Below are 16,145 nucleotides of genomic sequence, written 5' to 3'. Positions count from 1 at the left end.
CCTAACGATAAAGGATATTGAAATCAAATTTAAAGGAGTAAACCAAAGTGAAATTACATAAAAATATTATTGTTGCAGCTGTTGCGGGTATTACCGTTTTAGCGCCAGTTATTAGTCAAACTTCAGCTGTTTTAGCAGATGTGGCTGCAACTAATCAAACAAATATAAATACCAACACTAATACAAATAATCCAGATACAAGTGCAACAGATAAGACTGAAACTCCTGTAGCTGAACCAATTTCGCAACCTATCCAAGATAATGATCCCGAGCCTCAGACCAATATCCACAAGACTAAGAAAACTTGGTCAAAACGCCACCAAAAAGCAAATAATTATTTCAATAAGAACGTCAAGAAGGGGCAGAAGTTAACGAATAAGACTAAAAAATTAGCCCTATACAAGAAGACCTTGAAGCATTTTAGAAATTATAAGACTAAGTATGCCAAGACTTTCAAGAATTATCTTAATGCTGAAATTAAGTGGCTAAAGAGACAAATTAAGAAAGATGTTCCTACTACTAAACCATCAGGTGATTTGAAGCCACAACCTGTAAACCCTCCTAAAAAAGAACCTAAGCATCATGAAGGATGGGGTAATACAATTTTATATGATAATTATTTAAATGATTATAAATATTATAAGAAAAATCCTAAAGTAAATACACCGTTAATGAAGCAAGATATTAAGGCTTTGAAGAAACGTGGGTATAAATTTAATGCTGATATGTCTGATAAAGGTTATGAAGCACATAACAAGAAACTAGCAAAACGTGACGATAAACTTATTGATGAAGGCAAATTAAAATAATTTTCTATTTCTTTACCAATAAAAAGGCTAATTCGTAATTAAAAACGAATTAGTCTTTTTGTCTTGTCTATTTAAGCTTGAACCCTTTAGGAAGTTTGGGCCTTTTGCCATTATACATGACATAAGTTTCCTTGGGACTCTTTTTAGCCGAATGGTTATATAGTTTTAGCAATTGTTTTTCTGTATATTTCTTGCCTCTCGGCTTTCTAATTGTGCCTTTGCCAACTGCTTGGATATGCTTAAAGCCCTTGCCTACTCCCGAACTCTTACGTAAGCGGTAATGCCCGAGCTTGACAACAAAGCCTTTAGGATTACCAGCGTTGAGCAAAATCTGACTGTTATGAATATTAAAATGGCTTAAATCAACTCCAACTAATTTTTTATCGTTTTCAAACATTATAGTTGAAGATTTTAATTTTGGTAAATGCCAGCCACTTAAATTCACATACATCAGATTAGTACAATCATTAAACATCCCAGTTGTACTAGTAACATTAGTCATTCTGAAATGCGAAAGATCTATGCTAACCAAACTCTTATTATCAGCAAACATATAAGTCATGTCTTTAACATTCTCAGTATTCCAGCCATCCAGGTTCAAATTGGTTAAAGAATAATCTCCAGTAAACATCCCCCACACGGTGGTAACTTTAGCAGTATTTAAATGACTTAAATCTAAACTTTCTATATTAGGATCTTCCGCAAACATTTCCCGCATATTGGTTACATTTGATGTATCTAAATGATTTAAATTTATGCTTTTTATATTAGGATTTTTCGCAAACATTTCCCGCATATTGGTTACATTTGATGTATCTAAATGATTCAAATTTATGCTTTTTAAATTAGGATTTTTAGCAAACATTCCTCTCATGTTTTTAACATTATGAGTATCAAGTTTGGCTAGATTTAATTGCTCTAGCTGTGAAAAGCCTTCGAACATGTATGACATGTTTGTGACATTCGCCGTATGCAATTTGCTCAAGTCAACATCCGTTAAATTAGGACAGTCAGCAAACATATACGACATATCTGTTACCTTATTGGTGTTCCAATTGTCTAAAACTAATTTTGTTATTTTGCTTGAAGCAAACATATTTGACATCTTAATAACATTACTGGTATCTAATGAGCTAAGATCCAGGGCCTTTACCCCGGTTGTTCCTGAGAACATGTATTCCATGTCTGTAACTTTACTAGTATTGAGTTTGGCAAAATCTAAATTAGAAATATCAGCCCGCTCAAACATTCCTGACATATTAGTCACATTGCTTGTATCAAGGTCAGCAAAATTAAGATTTTGAAGTTTGGTTAGACTAAACATATTACTCATTTCAGTAACGCGACTGGTATTAAAACTACTCAAGTTAATGCTTTTGGCAGTGCAACCATTAAACATATAATCCATTTTAGTGACATTGCTAGTATTAAAACTGGTCAGGTTGATGTTTTCAGCAGTGCAATTACTAAACATATAATTCATGTTAGTGACATTGCTAGTATTAAAACTGCTCAAATCTAGCTTTGATAGTCCCGTAGACTCAAACATCCTACTCATATCAGTTACTTTATCAGTTTGAAAGTGACTTAAATCAAGTTCAGTCAGAGCCTGATCCATATCAAACAAGCCACTCATGTCAGTGACTTCACTAGTGTCAACTAAGTCCAGTCCCTTAATGTCTTTCAAATTATTTAGCTCGCTAAACTTATATTTTGAATCTGCAGGAAGTTTTACGGGGGAGGCAAAAACAATATGGGTAATATTATTCCCCCAACTCCATTCTTCATTAAACGGGCGACTCGAAAGAGTGCTATTTTTCTGAGTTCCTTTAATTGTCAGAGTTCTGGTAACAATATCATAATTCCAGTTGCAGTCACCATCTTTGCCCGACCAAATACCTGGTATTTCCTGAATATCATTATTCACTTGGTCGCTAGCATCAGGTTTATTAGTTGTAGCAGAAACCGGCTTAACAGCAGCTGCCATTAAGTTCAGACCACAAAAAGCAAGACTGCTGCTAATACCAACTTTTTTAACTAAACCTAAAATTTGTTTTGAATGGTTGTGATTCATTATCATGACCTCCTTTTCATTAACTTAATTATAAGCCGTTTCAAATCCAAAATATTGCAAAATATAGTTTTCCTGGTTGTAAAAAATAATGAAAGCCAGACAAAATCCATTAAATTTACCAGATAAAATAAATTTGAGTTTCATTTTGGGTTACGATAACATTAAATTATAAGCTCATCTTTGTAAGGTCATAATTTGTGAGGTCATAATATGAAACGTTTTAAGAAAATTTATATTGGACTAACAGCCTTATTATTAACTGCTGGTCCATTATTGCCAAATATCACCAATTTCCAAACAGTAGAAGCTGCTCAGAAAGCCAAAGGAGAAGTTACGCTGCTTAAAAACGATTATGTTTACAATCCGTCAGGTCATAAAATAAAATTGAATATTTCTCACGGCTTTACTGTTCCTGAAGGTTTTAGCGCTGATTCCAAGGGCTACGTGATTACTGACATGGAAATTGATGAATACAGCGATGGCAGAACCAGTTATTCCTACTACGGCACTAAAAAAATTAACGGGCAAAAATTTTACAACCTTGGTCATAACTATTACGTTAAAAATGCCGATATTTTAGAAGTAAAAGGCCATAATATTAAAAAAGGCAAACTAGTATTAAGTCACAATTCATTGATTTACACCAAGACTGGCAAAGCAACTGGTAAGAAATTAAGAACTGATGCAATTGTCAAGTATCAAGGAAAAGCTAAGACTGCTACTAAAACACCCAAATACTTTTATTATCTTAACGATTTAGACAGATACTTCAAGCCCAGATATATACCTACTCATAAAATTAAAGGGAAATATTATTACTCTTTAGGACATAAGCGCTACATTAAGGCAGCTAATGTCGGCTACATTAATGGTCACATTGCTCGCTACAATGGTGTTTCGTCAGCGACTGTCCTTAGGAACACCTCCAGCACAACGGTAAATTATTCTGCTGCAAAGCGGAAACTGAAAAAAGGACAAAAGATTAAACTTGATTTAACTGTTATTCCATACGAAATTGATGGCTTTGAGGGTTATATATACAGATTGCACGATCACCCAGATGAATATGTTTCAGAATACGAAGTTAAACTGAAAAGGAACCTGCCTATCATTGACTATAGCGACTTAGTCTACACTTATGTCACCCCATTAGCAGGCAACAGCGTTGAACTTTATGATACTTTTGGCAAGGCAACTGGCAAGCATATCATGAAGCCGACACATAGTAATCTGACGGTTGATGGCTTAATGTACTTGTGGATTCCTGAGAAAAACAAGGCGGAACTGTTTTATCACTGTCTAAATTACAGCGATACTAATGTGATTGATGACAAGCAACCAAATCCGATACCAGATCAAGATTCAGTAACCCACAGTAATAACCAAAAATTAAACTATGGCAATAACTTTATCAAAGTTAGCGATGTTAAATACGTCAGCGGGTTAAAGCTGAAAGCACTTAATACGGTTGAGCAGGCCAAAAATGGTCAAAGAATTGCAACGACTGCTGACAAGCAAGAATTACTAGCACTTTTTAATGAGGGCAAAGATTTAGATCAAAATGCTAAATACGATACAGACCTAATGAATAATTATGACAGCTCCTTAAGTAATGCCTCTGCCATAATAAGATCTGATAAAGCAACTGTCGCCCAAGTTGCTGAAGCTGTCTGGTATGTTAAAACTGCTAAAGAGCAACTGACAACTATGTCTGTTCCTCAGGGCGATTAAATCTTTTAGACTTATAGAAAAAGGCTAATTCGTAATTAAAACGAATTAGCTTTTTTGTCTTATCTATTTAAGTTTAAACCCTTCAGGCAGCTGGGGCTTTTTGCCATTATACATAACATAAGTTTCTTTAGGACTCTTTTTAGCCGAATGGTTATACAGTTTTAGCAATTGTTTTGCAGTATATTTCTTGCCTTTAGGTTTGCTAATTGTTCCCTTGCCAACAGCTTGAATATATTTAAATCCTTGACCTACTCCTGAACTCTTACGCAAGCGGTAATGCCCGAGCTTGACAACAAAGCCTTTGCGATTACCGGCGTTGAGTAAAATCTGACTATTATGAATATTAAAATGGCTTAAATCAACTCCAGCTAGCTTCTGATCATTAGTAAACATTTCCGTTGAATCATACATTTTTGGTAACCGCCAGCCACGCAAATCAACAAAAACAAGATTATCACAGTCCATAAACATTTGGCTGACCCTGGTAACCTGACGTGTATCCCAAGTATGCAGGTCAAGCTGTTCAAGACTTTTTGCACCTTTAAACATCCTAAGCATATCAGTAACTTGGGCAGTATTAAAGTGTCTCAAGTCAATGTCTTTTAGACTGCTGTCACCACTGAACATTGAATTCATCCAGCGTACGTTCTTGGTATTCCAGCCCGTTAAATTGAGCTTAGCCAAAGAGCTGTCTCCAGAAAACAGCGAGATCATATTAGTAACGTTGCTGGTATCAAAACTGCTTAAATCCAAACTAGTAACAGCTGGATTGTCTGCGAACATTTCTCTCATATCTTTAACTTTACTCGTATCAAAGTGACTGAAATTTAGCTGATCCAAATGAGCAAATTTTGCAAACATACCCGACATGTCTGTAACATTACCGGTATTAAAGCCACTTAAGTCAAGTTTAGTTAAGTTAGAACACGCTTGGAACATATTTTTCATACTGGTGACGTTTTTGGTGTTCCAATTAGCCAAATTTAAGTGAGTAACAGTACTACCCCTAAACATTTCCTCCATATCGGTCACTTGACTAGTAGCAAAATTACTCAAATCAAGACTTGACAGATTTTGGGTACTGGAAAACATACCAGACATATTATTAACTTTACTAGTGTTAAAGTGCTCAAGATTTAGTTCAGGAACTTTTATTCCAGCAAACATACCAGACATGTTAGTGACATTACCGGTATCAAAATTAGCCAGATCAAGCTCTGCCACATCGCTATCCGCAAACATCTCTGCCATATCGGTCACATGGCTGGTAGCAAAACTTTTCAAATTAAGATGTTTCATCGGGCTGTTTCTAAACATACCGCTCATATTTGTGACTTTGTTTGTATTAAAACTGCTCAAATCTACTTCTGTTAAGGCTGTGTTGTCAAACATTCGTTCCATGCTAGTCACTTGGCTGGTATCAAAGTGACTCACATCAGCTTTAGTTAGAGCTTTGTCATTAGTAAAAAGCAAAGCCATATTTGTCACTTGACTAGTATCAACTTTGTCGAGGCCCGTAATATCCTCCAAATACTCAAGACCGGAAAACTTTTCTGCCGAATTCGGAGCCATTTGAACTGGTGTTTCAAACACAATATGCTCAATATTGCCAGACCATTTAAACTGCTTTAAAAATGGTGTGCTGGATAATTGACTGCTTTTTTGCGCGCCACTAATCCGCAGAGTTCTACTAATAACATCGTATTGCCATGTGCAACTGCCATCAGTGCCAGTCCACAGTCCGGCATCAGATGGCAAACCTGTCGCACTAATTGGGACAACAGCAGGAGTTTCCGTTGCAGCAGCTACATTTTCGTTTGTTTGCACCGTTACGACTAAACCTAATGCCATTGTTGCAATCCCTATCCCAGTTTTTTCAAACTTGATTAAATTTGGAAGCTTCATCTTGATACCTCTTTTCTCTTACCCTAATTATACGGGTTTTTTGCTTAAAACTTATTAATGATTTGAAACTTAAGTTAAACTTTGTCAGCCTTTTATTCATTTATCGTAAGACATGTATTGCTGCACCTATATTAGGTTATAATAAATTTAGTAGAAAGGATTAGTAAGGAGGTAAATCATGAAATTAACCAAAAAAATCTGTTTGGCGATCACGGCTTTGGCATTAGTCGTCACACCTTTTTTAGTAAATTGCAATCAAATACAGACAGTTGCAGCTGCCAAAAGCAGTAAAAAGACCGCAAAGGGTAAAATCACGTTAATCTATGATGCCCATCTTTATAATAAATATGGTCACAAAATTAAAAACAAGAACAAATATGTGCCTTATGCTGAAGATGATGCCAATGGCTATAAGTACATTCCAGGATTTAATGCAGATGTTATGCAATATTACGCCACCAAAATAATTAATGGACAAAAATTCTATAATATTGGTGATGGTTGCTACATTAGTACGGCGGATATTAAAGAAGTCAATGGTAAGAACAGCAAAAAGGGCAAATTGGTTTTATTACAGAAATCAGCTATTTATACTAAAGCCGGTAACAAGACTGGCCATACTTTACCTAAGCGCGCTATTGTTAAGTATCAGGGCAAAGTTAAACAAGTTAAGTCAAGACCAAAATACTATTATAGTAAATACTTTAAATCAGATAATAATGAGCATATTTACTATCTGCCACTCACAAAAATTAAAGGAAAAAATTATTATGCTATTGGTCAAAATCGCTATGTCAAAGCCTATAATGTTGCAAGTTTAGATGGTTATCCTTTAACTTACAATGGGGTTACAACGGCCATCGTTCTTAAAAAGACAGCAACTCAGACTTTAAACGAAATGAAAACCAAACATATTTTAAAAAAGGGTCAGAAAATAAAAGTTGATTTGGCTGTTGAACCTTGGGCAGAAGATTTTGAAGGCTATATTTTCCGCCTGCATAATCATCATGATGAATACATAGATGAAAACTGTATCAACCTGAGAAATTACTTACCAACGACCGACTACTCTGATTTAACCTATAGTTTTGTTACTGCAAAGACTACTGCAAACGTTAAGCTTTATGACGCCACAGGAAAACCCGTTGGAATTAGTTTTAATACTGCAAAGCAGTCTGACTTTAATGTTGACGGCTTATTCTATATTTGGAATGCGGCTACAAACAAAACGGAGTTGTATTATCACCTTCTGAGTAACAATTTAGACAGAAAAGCCCTTATCAATAATGATGGCACACAACTAAAGGCTCCAGCGACTGACAAAAAATATGGTCCAATCACTCTAACCACCAGTGAAAAAATAATAGCAGTTAACAGTTTCGTTAAAGCAAGTGATGTGAAATTTAGCAGGGGCATAAAACTTTCTCCTGTAAACACTTCGTTAGCAGCTGAGCAGAAACAAAAAGTAGCAACCGACAGCGATAAAGTGAAGCTCCAGAAAGACTTTGACTCTGGACAGCAAACTATTAACGAGAGTGTCCATTATGATGCACTTATGCAGAGCTATGACTATGCTTTAGCTAATGCTGCTGTTGTCTTACGGTCGAGCAAAGCGACACTGGCGCAAGTAGACCAGGCAATCTGGTTGTTAAAAACCACTAAAACACAGATAAAAACTTTAAACTTCCCTGAATTTGCCTAAAGTTTACTAAAAAGACAAACTAAAAAGGATTAGTTCTGAAATGTGATGTGAACTCTCAAATTTGTCCTAAATTTGGAGGTCATATCAATGAGCTAATCCTTTTATTTTACTAAAAATCAAAAATGAAATGATTTTGGTAACTGTGGTTTTTTACCGTTATACATGACATAGGTTTCTCTAGGGCTCTTTTTGGCAGAGTGATTATACAGCTTAAATAATTGCTTTGTAGTATATTTTTTGCCTTTCGGTTTTCTAATTGTTCCTTTGCCTACAGCTTGAATGTGCTTAAATCCTTGACCTACACCTGAACTTTTACGCAAACGGTAGTGGCCCAGCTTCACAGCAAACCCTTTTGGATTGCCTGCCTGATTTAAAATCCTGCTGTTATGAATATTAAAATTAGTCAGATCAACCCCTGCTAATTTCTTGTCCTGCATAAACATATCTGTCGAATCAGTTAGTTTAGGCATGTGCCAGCCGTGTAAATTAACATTAGTAAGATTAGGACATTGAGCAAACATCTCACTTACTTCAGTTAATTTGCGGGTGTTCCAATTATGTAAATCAACAGTTTTGAGATTCCGATCATTTTTAAACATCTCATATGCTTCAGTGAGACTATTAGTTTTAAGATGACTTAAATTAATATTGACCAGCTGCGGGTCGTTTTTAAACATGCGACTCATACTTCTGACCCGTTTGGTATTCCAGCCTTTCAAATTAACCGTCTTTAAATTGTCATCATCACTAAACATGCCTAACAAGGTCGTATTAGACTTAGTATTAAAATGACTTAAATCTATGCTGGTTATTTTTTTCATACCAGAAAACATATAGCTGGTATTAGTTACCTTGCTGGTATCAAAATGACTAATATCAAAATCAGTTAAATTTTCAGCACCGTTAAACATGCTAAACATATCAGTTACCTTGCTAGTATTAAAGTGCTTAATATTTAAACTGACGATATTCTTTAATCCGGCAAACATAGTGCTCATATCAGTAACATTGGCAGTATTCCAGCCCGTTAAATTAAGTTGTTTTAATGCTGTATCGTTTGAAAACATGCCTGACATATTAGTTACTTTACTAGTATCAAAATTACTCAAATCCAAACTGGTCAGATTTGAATCCCCAAAAAACATAGTTTTCATATTTTGGACATTACTAGTATTAAAATTGTTCAAGTTTAGAGTTGTTATGTTCCTACTATGAGAAAACATGCTGCTCATGTCCGTTACGTTTTTGGTATTAAAGCCTGAGCAGTCGAGCTGTTTAATCATGCAATTATCGAACATTCCGCTCATATTTTGTACTTTACTGGTATCAAAGTTAGCTACATTAATTGTTTCTGCCTTGGAACTGGAAAACATATTTGCCATATCGGTTACTTTGCTAGTATTAAAATTTTTTAAATCCAGCTTTTTAAAATTGGCTGCCGCAAACATGTTGTTCATAGTGGTTACATTTGCGGTATTCAATTTACTCAAATCTATTGCTGTAGCAGTAGCATTATCCATACCTAATCTGTTGAACATGTTACTCATATCTGTAACTTTATCAGTATTAAAATTACTAATATCTAAACTAGTAAGTTTTGTATCACCGGCAAATAAACCAGACATATTGGTTACATCACTAGTATCAGCGTTTTCTAAACCCTTAATATCAGACAAATATCTCAAATTGGCAAATTTTTGTTTTGAATTTGCAGGTAACTTAAACGGACCTTCAAAAACGATATGCTCAATACTTCCAGCCCATTTGAATTCTTTGGTAAAAGGTGTACTTGACAATTGTGCTCCTTTAGCACCACTGATAGTCAGAGTATTAGTAAGGACATCATATTGCCACGTGCAGCTGCCATCCGTGCCAGTCCAAAAGCCCAGCTGATTATTGACAGTACTGGTTGCAGTCGGTGCTTTTTTTGCAGTTTGATTGTTAGCAGCAGGTGCAGCAGAATCTGCCAAAACATTTTGGATCAGATTAGCGCCACTCATCATGCCCAAGACTGCGGCAACCGTACTGATACTCATTTTTGCTAAAATATTTTGCTTGAATTTAGTTGACTTCATTTTTTGACCTCCTTTTCCTCTTAATTTCATTGTAAGCCTTTTAAAAGTTAAATAATATCTTCTTTTGCGTTTACTTGCGCTAGTTTCCAGCCAGTCATAAAGTGCTGCTCGCGTAAAGAACGCAAGTCAGTATAATCACTCTCCAGGCTATCAATTGCATCCTGCAGTTTTTTGTTTTGCTTACGGATCTGGTCAAGTTCAGGATCATTAACAACACCCTTCAGGTGCATTTTAGCGGCTAATTCGCGTCGTCTTTCCTCAAATTCACCCTTCAAAGTAGCAAGAGCGTCTTCATATTTGACCAGTTTTCGGTTAACTTCAGGAATTTCATTATTTAAACTGACAAATAATTTATACGGCATGTTGGACTTGATGCGATTGCATTCCGTGCAGGATAAAATCAGGTTGTCAAAATCATTATTATGTGACAGTGAAACTGGGTCTTTGTGATCGACGCTACGTCCGCGCCTGCCGCAATATTGGCAGCGATAATGGTATTTAGCGCGAATGCGCTCACGGTCAATATAATCCACTTCATTGAGTTTAAAGTCGACGGTTAATCCTAATTTACTCAGATTTTCGGCAAAAGTAAATTCGCTGCTGGGCACAAAGTCAGTTTGACCTGTCTCGCTGTCAATTACTGCCTGGTTAAAATTATGTGCTGATAGTTGTTGCTGGGCTAATTCATTCCCATCATAATCCTGAATAAAGGCTTCATAACGCTTACGCAGGTCATTTTTAGCAACCAAAAATGTTGAATTATCTGCGACTTCATCTTTTCCTACAAAAGTAAACAGTAGGCATTGTGCAAAAACATTAACCGCAATATTGGCAAAGTCTTCCGGCTTTTCTCCTCTTTGAATGCATAGATCGCAAATACTGGTCAGTTTAGGATTAATCAGACCCGTTTGTTTAAAATGTTTGGCATTTATGCGCAATCCACACGCGCTGCATTGAAACTTCACTTTTAAGCATTCTCCTTAGAGCAAAATGTATGTATCATTAATCTAATTCTACTCAATTTAGAGCAATAAAAAAAGGCGGACGAAAGTTTCATCCACCTTTTAGTCTTAATTAAAAACAAACTATTTATTTTCGTCTGCTTTGGCCTTGTTCAAGAAAGCAACAACTGCTGCCACGTGCGCAACACGTTTCTTGCCGTTCTTCTTGTTCTTAGGTCTTTGGTTTGGTTCACAACCAGTGTTGTAATTTTCACCTTTACGCATAGTACTATACTTCCTTTCAAGATTTTCGAAAATCTTATATAGTTTAACACTTAGGACTTTTTGAAGCAAGATTTGCTGATATTGCGCCATTATCTTTTACCATTTAAAATAAAAAGCGCTCCATTTTGGAACGCTAAAAATAAAGTGATTTTTGAGTACATATTATTAGTTAAATACACTAATTATTTTCACTAACTGTCATGGCAGCATCAATTACGCCACTATCATCTGCCAAACTGATTGCAGCATTTTTTTCATCTACTACTAAATCATTGCCTAAATATTGCATTTCTGCTGGACTGGTATATAAGTCTAAGCCGGCATTATTTTCAACTTTAATTGCAAAATCTGGATCTTGCTTATCCAATACTACAAATTGAAAACGAGTCCCGGCAGCACAGCTACCGGCAATGTTAGAATATTTGTTGGAGCCGTCATTTAATGAAAGCAAAACAACTTGTCCGTCTTGCACACTTTTCTTGATTTTCTCAGCAGCACCTGCTTTAATATTCATCTTAACTGATTCGGAATTACTCATTTTAATATTTCCTCCTAATCTTTAGCAATTTTCTCAAGTATAGGATATATTAAGTTATAGTGTCAAAAATTATGTTTATAGTAAAAGTGCTTTTCACCATGAAAAATTTATTATTGCGTATAACAAAAAAAAAGGTCAAAATGTATATAGCGATTATAGATGATTATAACTTGTGAAAGGGGACATTTTATGACCGTCTTGAAAAAGGTTTTTAGTGATAAAATCCTGCAGATTACTTTTGTAATAACGATTATCAGTCTTTTTTTTGCTAGGCCGCGGCTTGAGGATATCAACTTACATACGATTTTTTCAGTCGCCGCGATGCTAATCATTATTCAAATATACGCTTACTTGCACGTGTTAGACGTGCTGGCGTATAAACTGACCAGTATTGCCGATAATATGCAGAAATTAAACATTTTGTTTACGCTTCTAGCGATTATTGCCGGGATGTTTCTTGGCAATGACATAACAGCGCTTACATTGATTCCCCTGTATTTAAATATTGCCAAAAGATGTAACCTTCCGCAAATTTTACCTGTCACTCTAATTGGAATGGGCGCAAACATTGGGGCGGCCTTTACTCCTTGGGGCAATCCCCACAATATCTTTTTGGTCAGTAAATATTCTGTTAGTGCTCTGCAGTTTTTCTCCTGGTCTTTGCCCTATTTATTAATGGCGTTAGTCATTACGTTTATTATTTTCTACTTTATCCCTCGTAAAAAAATTCCCAGACAAGATATTAAACAGATTAATATCAGTTTAAGACCGACAATCATTACTACAGCAGTATTTGCCCTATTTTTCTTAGGGGTATTTAAGGTCATTAATGTGGCAATTCCAATGATTGTTGCGATTATCTTAGCCTTATTAATCAATCCCAGAATTCTGCTCAAAGTTGATTTTGCTTTGCTATTAACCTTTACCTGTTTCTTCATCTTCATTAGTGATATTCAACAGATCCCGATGATTGTCAGCATCATTCATACGATGATTAATTCGGAAAGCTCAACCTACTTCACTTCGATTATCTCCAGTCAGATTATCAGCAATGTTCCTGCGACTATTTTAGTTGGTAAGTTTACTCCTTACGCTGAAGCACTATTTTTAGGTTCTAACATTGGCGGCTTTGGTTCTCCTATCGGTTCAATGGCCAATATGCTGGTCTTAAAAACTTTTACTCAAAATGCGACAGTTTCCAGAAGCGAATTTTTTAAGAAATGGTCTGTAATGCAGTTTATTGGCTTAATTGTTTTAACCGTTGTAGGCTGGGGACTTTTATTAATTTAAGATACAATTTAGTAAAGCTTTGCTAATGAAAGATAGTATAAGCTTCTTTTTTATATTCAAAAGGTCCTTAATCAGTTATAATTAAGAGATACATATAAGGAGGAATACTATGAATAGTTTAACTTGGGTAATTGTAATTATTGTTGTTTTATTAATTGCACTTTATATTACAGTTTACAACAGTTTACAAAAAGCCAAAGTATACACCGATGAATCTTGGAGTCAGATTGATGTACAACTGAAGCGGCGTAACGACTTGATTCCCAACCTAGTCGAAACAACTAAGGGCTATGCCAAACACGAAAAAGAAACATTGGAAAATGTTGTGCAGTTGCGTAATCAGTTAACTAATATTCCCAGCGATGATCACGCTCAAACTTTAAAAGTTTCCAATCAGATTTCTGATGCACTTAAATCAATTTTTGCCTTATCAGAAAACTATCCTGACCTTAAAGCCAACCAAAACTTCTTGAAACTGCAAGAAGAATTGACTAACACAGAAAACAAGATTGCTTATTCGAGACAACTTTACAATTCATCTGCTGCACTTTACGACCAAAAGTTGTTAACTTTCCCGTCTAATATTGTTGCTCACATTCACGGTTTTAAGAAAGTTGACTACTTACAAACTAATGAATCGGAAAAAGAAGTACCTAAAGTTAAATTTTAAATACCAGGTCAGTTTTTATGTTATTTCAACAAATTGCCAGCAATAAACGTAAAACCGTTGGGATTATGGGATTATTTGTCATTATTTTGGCACTTGTAGGGGCAGGACTTGGTTATCTTTTTGGTGATCGTCCTGTTTTAGGATTAATTGTTGCCGTGGTTTTTAGCTTAATCTACATGTTAATTGTCCTGCCTAACCCGGCCAACATGGTTATGAGTCTTAACCACGCTCAAGAAGTCCATGAGCAAGATAATCCGGAACTGTGGCACGTTGTACAAGATATGGCACTGGTCGGCCGGGTCCCAATGCCTCGGGTTTTTATTATTGATGATCCCAGTCCTAATGCTTTTGCGACTGGACGCGATCCCAACCACTCTGCTGTGGCAGTTACCCAAGGTCTGCTGGACATGATGAACCGGGAGGAACTGGAAGGGGTTTTGGGTCACGAGATTTCGCACATTAGGAACTACGACATTTTAGTTTCTACTATTGCCGCGGTATTAGTCGGCGTCATTTCTTATTTATCCGGTATTGCCAGCCGTTATATTTGGTGGATTGATGATGATCGCGACAGCGATAACGATAGTGGTGGTACTATTGTTGTTATTTTTAAGATTGTGGCCATTGTGTTTGTGTTAATTCTGGGACCTATTTGTGCCAGTTTAGCCCAAATGGCATTATCGCGAAATCGTGAATATCTGGCTGATGCCTCTTCAGTAGAATTAACGCGCAACCCGCAAGGATTGATTTCTGCTTTAGAAAAGATTGACGGTTCTGAGCCAATGAAAAAAGCCGACCCTAGCAGCGCCGGCATGTATATTGAAGATCCTGTACGCAAAAAGCGCAGTTTTGCTCATTTATTTGACAGTCATCCGCCAACAGCTGACAGGATTAGTCGCTTAGAAAAAATGTAATAAACTAAAGCAACCTTTTACTCGAGGCTGCTTTTTATTTTAAGTTGATGTTTGCCTGTCTAAAAAGCTCGGCCCGCATTTGGACTGGCGTTTCATGATAATATTCACTAAATTTTTTATAAAAGAAGGACTTGCCACTGTAACCTACCCGCGCAATTATTTCTTTGACGGAAATATCTGGTCGTGCAAGCAAATTGCGCGCCTCCTGCATACGTCTTTCATCAACATGTTCGACGAAACTTTTACCAGTTTTTTGTTTAACCAAACTTGAAAAATAATTAGGATTGAAGCCAAAATGTTTAGCAGTTTCATTAAGCGTTATGTCAGTAAAATGCGCATCAATATAATTTTCTAAATCAGTTTGAACAAATTGATGATTAGTCACAGGTGCTGTCGCTAAATCTTGATTTCTAACTGCAGCAATTAATAGCAAGTTTAACTCTGCCAAAATCACCTGACGAGTATAAAGATCCTGATTAAGATATTCATCAATTACTTTTTTTAGTGCATTTGCAGATTTAGACAGAGATGTACTATTCAAAAATAATAAGCGTCTTTGATTATAAGCGTCAGTAATTGCCTTAAACACCTTTTTTTCACGATGACTCATGGCAGAATAGCTTCCGAGAAAATCCAGCATCTTGAAATTATGGTCAAATTCTAACTTAACTAATATATCGTTTTCTCCCTGCCGCAATATTTCATAATCACTTTTTCTCTGTAAAAACACGATATTGCCAGCTTTAAGCAAAAAGTCCTGATCATTAATTCTGGCTTTTACCGACCCCTGAGCTTCATATAAAATAGTTGAAGCTGTAGTTTGATAGCGGTGAACTCCAGTATTGCGATTTTCCAAAAATACTCTGAATAAATCAAAATTAATATTTTTGGGTTTGATTTTTACTTCATTAGTGTCGGACTTAGTCGAATCCAAAATACTGGCTAAATATTGTTCAAGTTTAACAGCTGCCATTATTTCACCTTCTTATGCAAATTTTAGAATATATAGATTTATTATATAGCAAAATTTCATCTTACTAATAGAATTTTGTTATTTAGATTAAGGAGAGAATACTAGTAAATGTAGACATCTATTTTACTTTTATGTATAATAAATTTAATATCGGGGTGCCCGCAAAGGCTGAGAACAAACCCGTCGAACCTGCTTTGGATAATGCCAGCGAAGGGAAAACGAAAGATTTTACATCGTC

General features: G+C 35.8%; 13 protein-coding genes and 1 riboswitch. Of the genes, 6 read left to right on the top strand and 7 right to left on the bottom strand.

From position 1 onward, the window contains the following. The first annotated feature begins 47 nt into the window (after positions 1-47). A complete protein-coding gene (locus H3U49_RS05080; RefSeq protein ID WP_198180183.1) occupies positions 48-809 on the top strand; it encodes a hypothetical protein in 762 nt (253 codons plus the stop codon). 67 nt (positions 810-876) lie between these two features. On the opposite strand, the gene H3U49_RS05075 is transcribed toward H3U49_RS05080, so the two are convergent. Continuing rightward, a complete protein-coding gene (locus H3U49_RS05075; RefSeq protein ID WP_198180181.1) occupies positions 877-2,883 on the bottom strand; it encodes a BspA family leucine-rich repeat surface protein in 2,007 nt (668 codons plus the stop codon). Positions 2,884-3,093: 210 nt separating this feature from the next. Here H3U49_RS05075 and H3U49_RS05070 point away from each other — a divergent pair, with 210 nt between their 5' ends. Beyond that, positions 3,094-4,614 (top strand): SLAP domain-containing protein, encoded by a 1,521-nt coding sequence (locus H3U49_RS05070; RefSeq protein ID WP_198180179.1) that lies wholly within the window; start codon positions 3,094-3,096, stop codon positions 4,612-4,614. 63 nt (positions 4,615-4,677) lie between these two features. On the opposite strand, the gene H3U49_RS05065 is transcribed toward H3U49_RS05070, so the two are convergent. Then, the gene (locus tag H3U49_RS05065) at positions 4,678-6,519 is read right to left on the bottom strand and encodes a BspA family leucine-rich repeat surface protein (RefSeq protein WP_198180177.1); all 1,842 of its coding nucleotides are present in this window, start codon (positions 6,517-6,519) and stop codon (positions 4,678-4,680) included. 178 nt (positions 6,520-6,697) lie between these two features. Here H3U49_RS05065 and H3U49_RS05060 point away from each other — a divergent pair, with 178 nt between their 5' ends. Beyond that, a complete protein-coding gene (locus H3U49_RS05060) occupies positions 6,698-8,221 on the top strand; it encodes an SLAP domain-containing protein (RefSeq protein WP_198180175.1) in 1,524 nt (507 codons plus the stop codon). 116 nt (positions 8,222-8,337) lie between these two features. Here the strand turns inward: H3U49_RS05060 and H3U49_RS05055 are convergent, their stop codons facing one another. The 4 genes from H3U49_RS05055 to H3U49_RS05040 form a co-directional block, all read right to left on the bottom strand. Continuing rightward, the gene (locus H3U49_RS05055) at positions 8,338-10,296 is read right to left on the bottom strand and encodes a BspA family leucine-rich repeat surface protein (protein ID WP_198180174.1); all 1,959 of its coding nucleotides are present in this window, start codon (positions 10,294-10,296) and stop codon (positions 8,338-8,340) included. Between the two features lie 47 nt (positions 10,297-10,343). Beyond that, entirely contained in the window at positions 10,344-11,261 is a 918-nt protein-coding gene (locus H3U49_RS05050; RefSeq protein ID WP_198180173.1) for an HNH endonuclease, read from the bottom strand. A gap of 120 nt (positions 11,262-11,381) precedes the next feature. Continuing rightward, positions 11,382-11,522, bottom strand: a complete 141-nt coding sequence (locus H3U49_RS05045) for a hypothetical protein (protein ID WP_090094091.1) — start codon at positions 11,520-11,522, stop codon at positions 11,382-11,384. Between the two features lie 178 nt (positions 11,523-11,700). Then, entirely contained in the window at positions 11,701-12,060 is a 360-nt protein-coding gene (locus H3U49_RS05040; RefSeq protein WP_198180172.1) for an iron-sulfur cluster biosynthesis family protein, read from the bottom strand. A gap of 189 nt (positions 12,061-12,249) precedes the next feature. Between H3U49_RS05040 and H3U49_RS05035 the strand changes: the two genes are divergently transcribed. The 3 genes from H3U49_RS05035 (at position 12,250) to htpX (ending at position 14,934) form a co-directional block, all read left to right on the top strand. Then, the gene (locus tag H3U49_RS05035) at positions 12,250-13,350 is read left to right on the top strand and encodes an SLC13 family permease (RefSeq protein ID WP_198180171.1); all 1,101 of its coding nucleotides are present in this window, start codon (positions 12,250-12,252) and stop codon (positions 13,348-13,350) included. Between the two features lie 109 nt (positions 13,351-13,459). After that, complete coding sequence (locus H3U49_RS05030) at positions 13,460-14,020, top strand: LemA family protein (protein WP_034980895.1); 561 nt, start codon at positions 13,460-13,462, stop codon at positions 14,018-14,020. A 17-nt stretch (positions 14,021-14,037) separates the two neighbouring features. Then, entirely contained in the window at positions 14,038-14,934 is an 897-nt protein-coding gene (htpX, locus tag H3U49_RS05025) for a zinc metalloprotease HtpX (protein ID WP_198180170.1), read from the top strand. 34 nt (positions 14,935-14,968) lie between these two features. Here the strand turns inward: htpX and H3U49_RS05020 are convergent, their stop codons facing one another. Then, the gene (locus tag H3U49_RS05020) at positions 14,969-15,907 is read right to left on the bottom strand and encodes an AraC family transcriptional regulator (protein ID WP_198180169.1); all 939 of its coding nucleotides are present in this window, start codon (positions 15,905-15,907) and stop codon (positions 14,969-14,971) included. 141 nt (positions 15,908-16,048) lie between these two features. After that, a riboswitch (TPP riboswitch) is annotated at positions 16,049-16,140 on the top strand. The last annotated feature ends 5 nt before the right edge of the window (positions 16,141-16,145 follow it).

The sequence above is a fragment of the Lactobacillus sp. W8174 genome, assembly GCF_016100975.1.
GTDB lineage: Bacteria > Bacillota > Bacilli > Lactobacillales > Lactobacillaceae > Lactobacillus > Lactobacillus juensis.
Note: the sequence above shows the minus strand (reverse complement) of the source record. Positions and strands in the feature narration are given on the sequence as shown.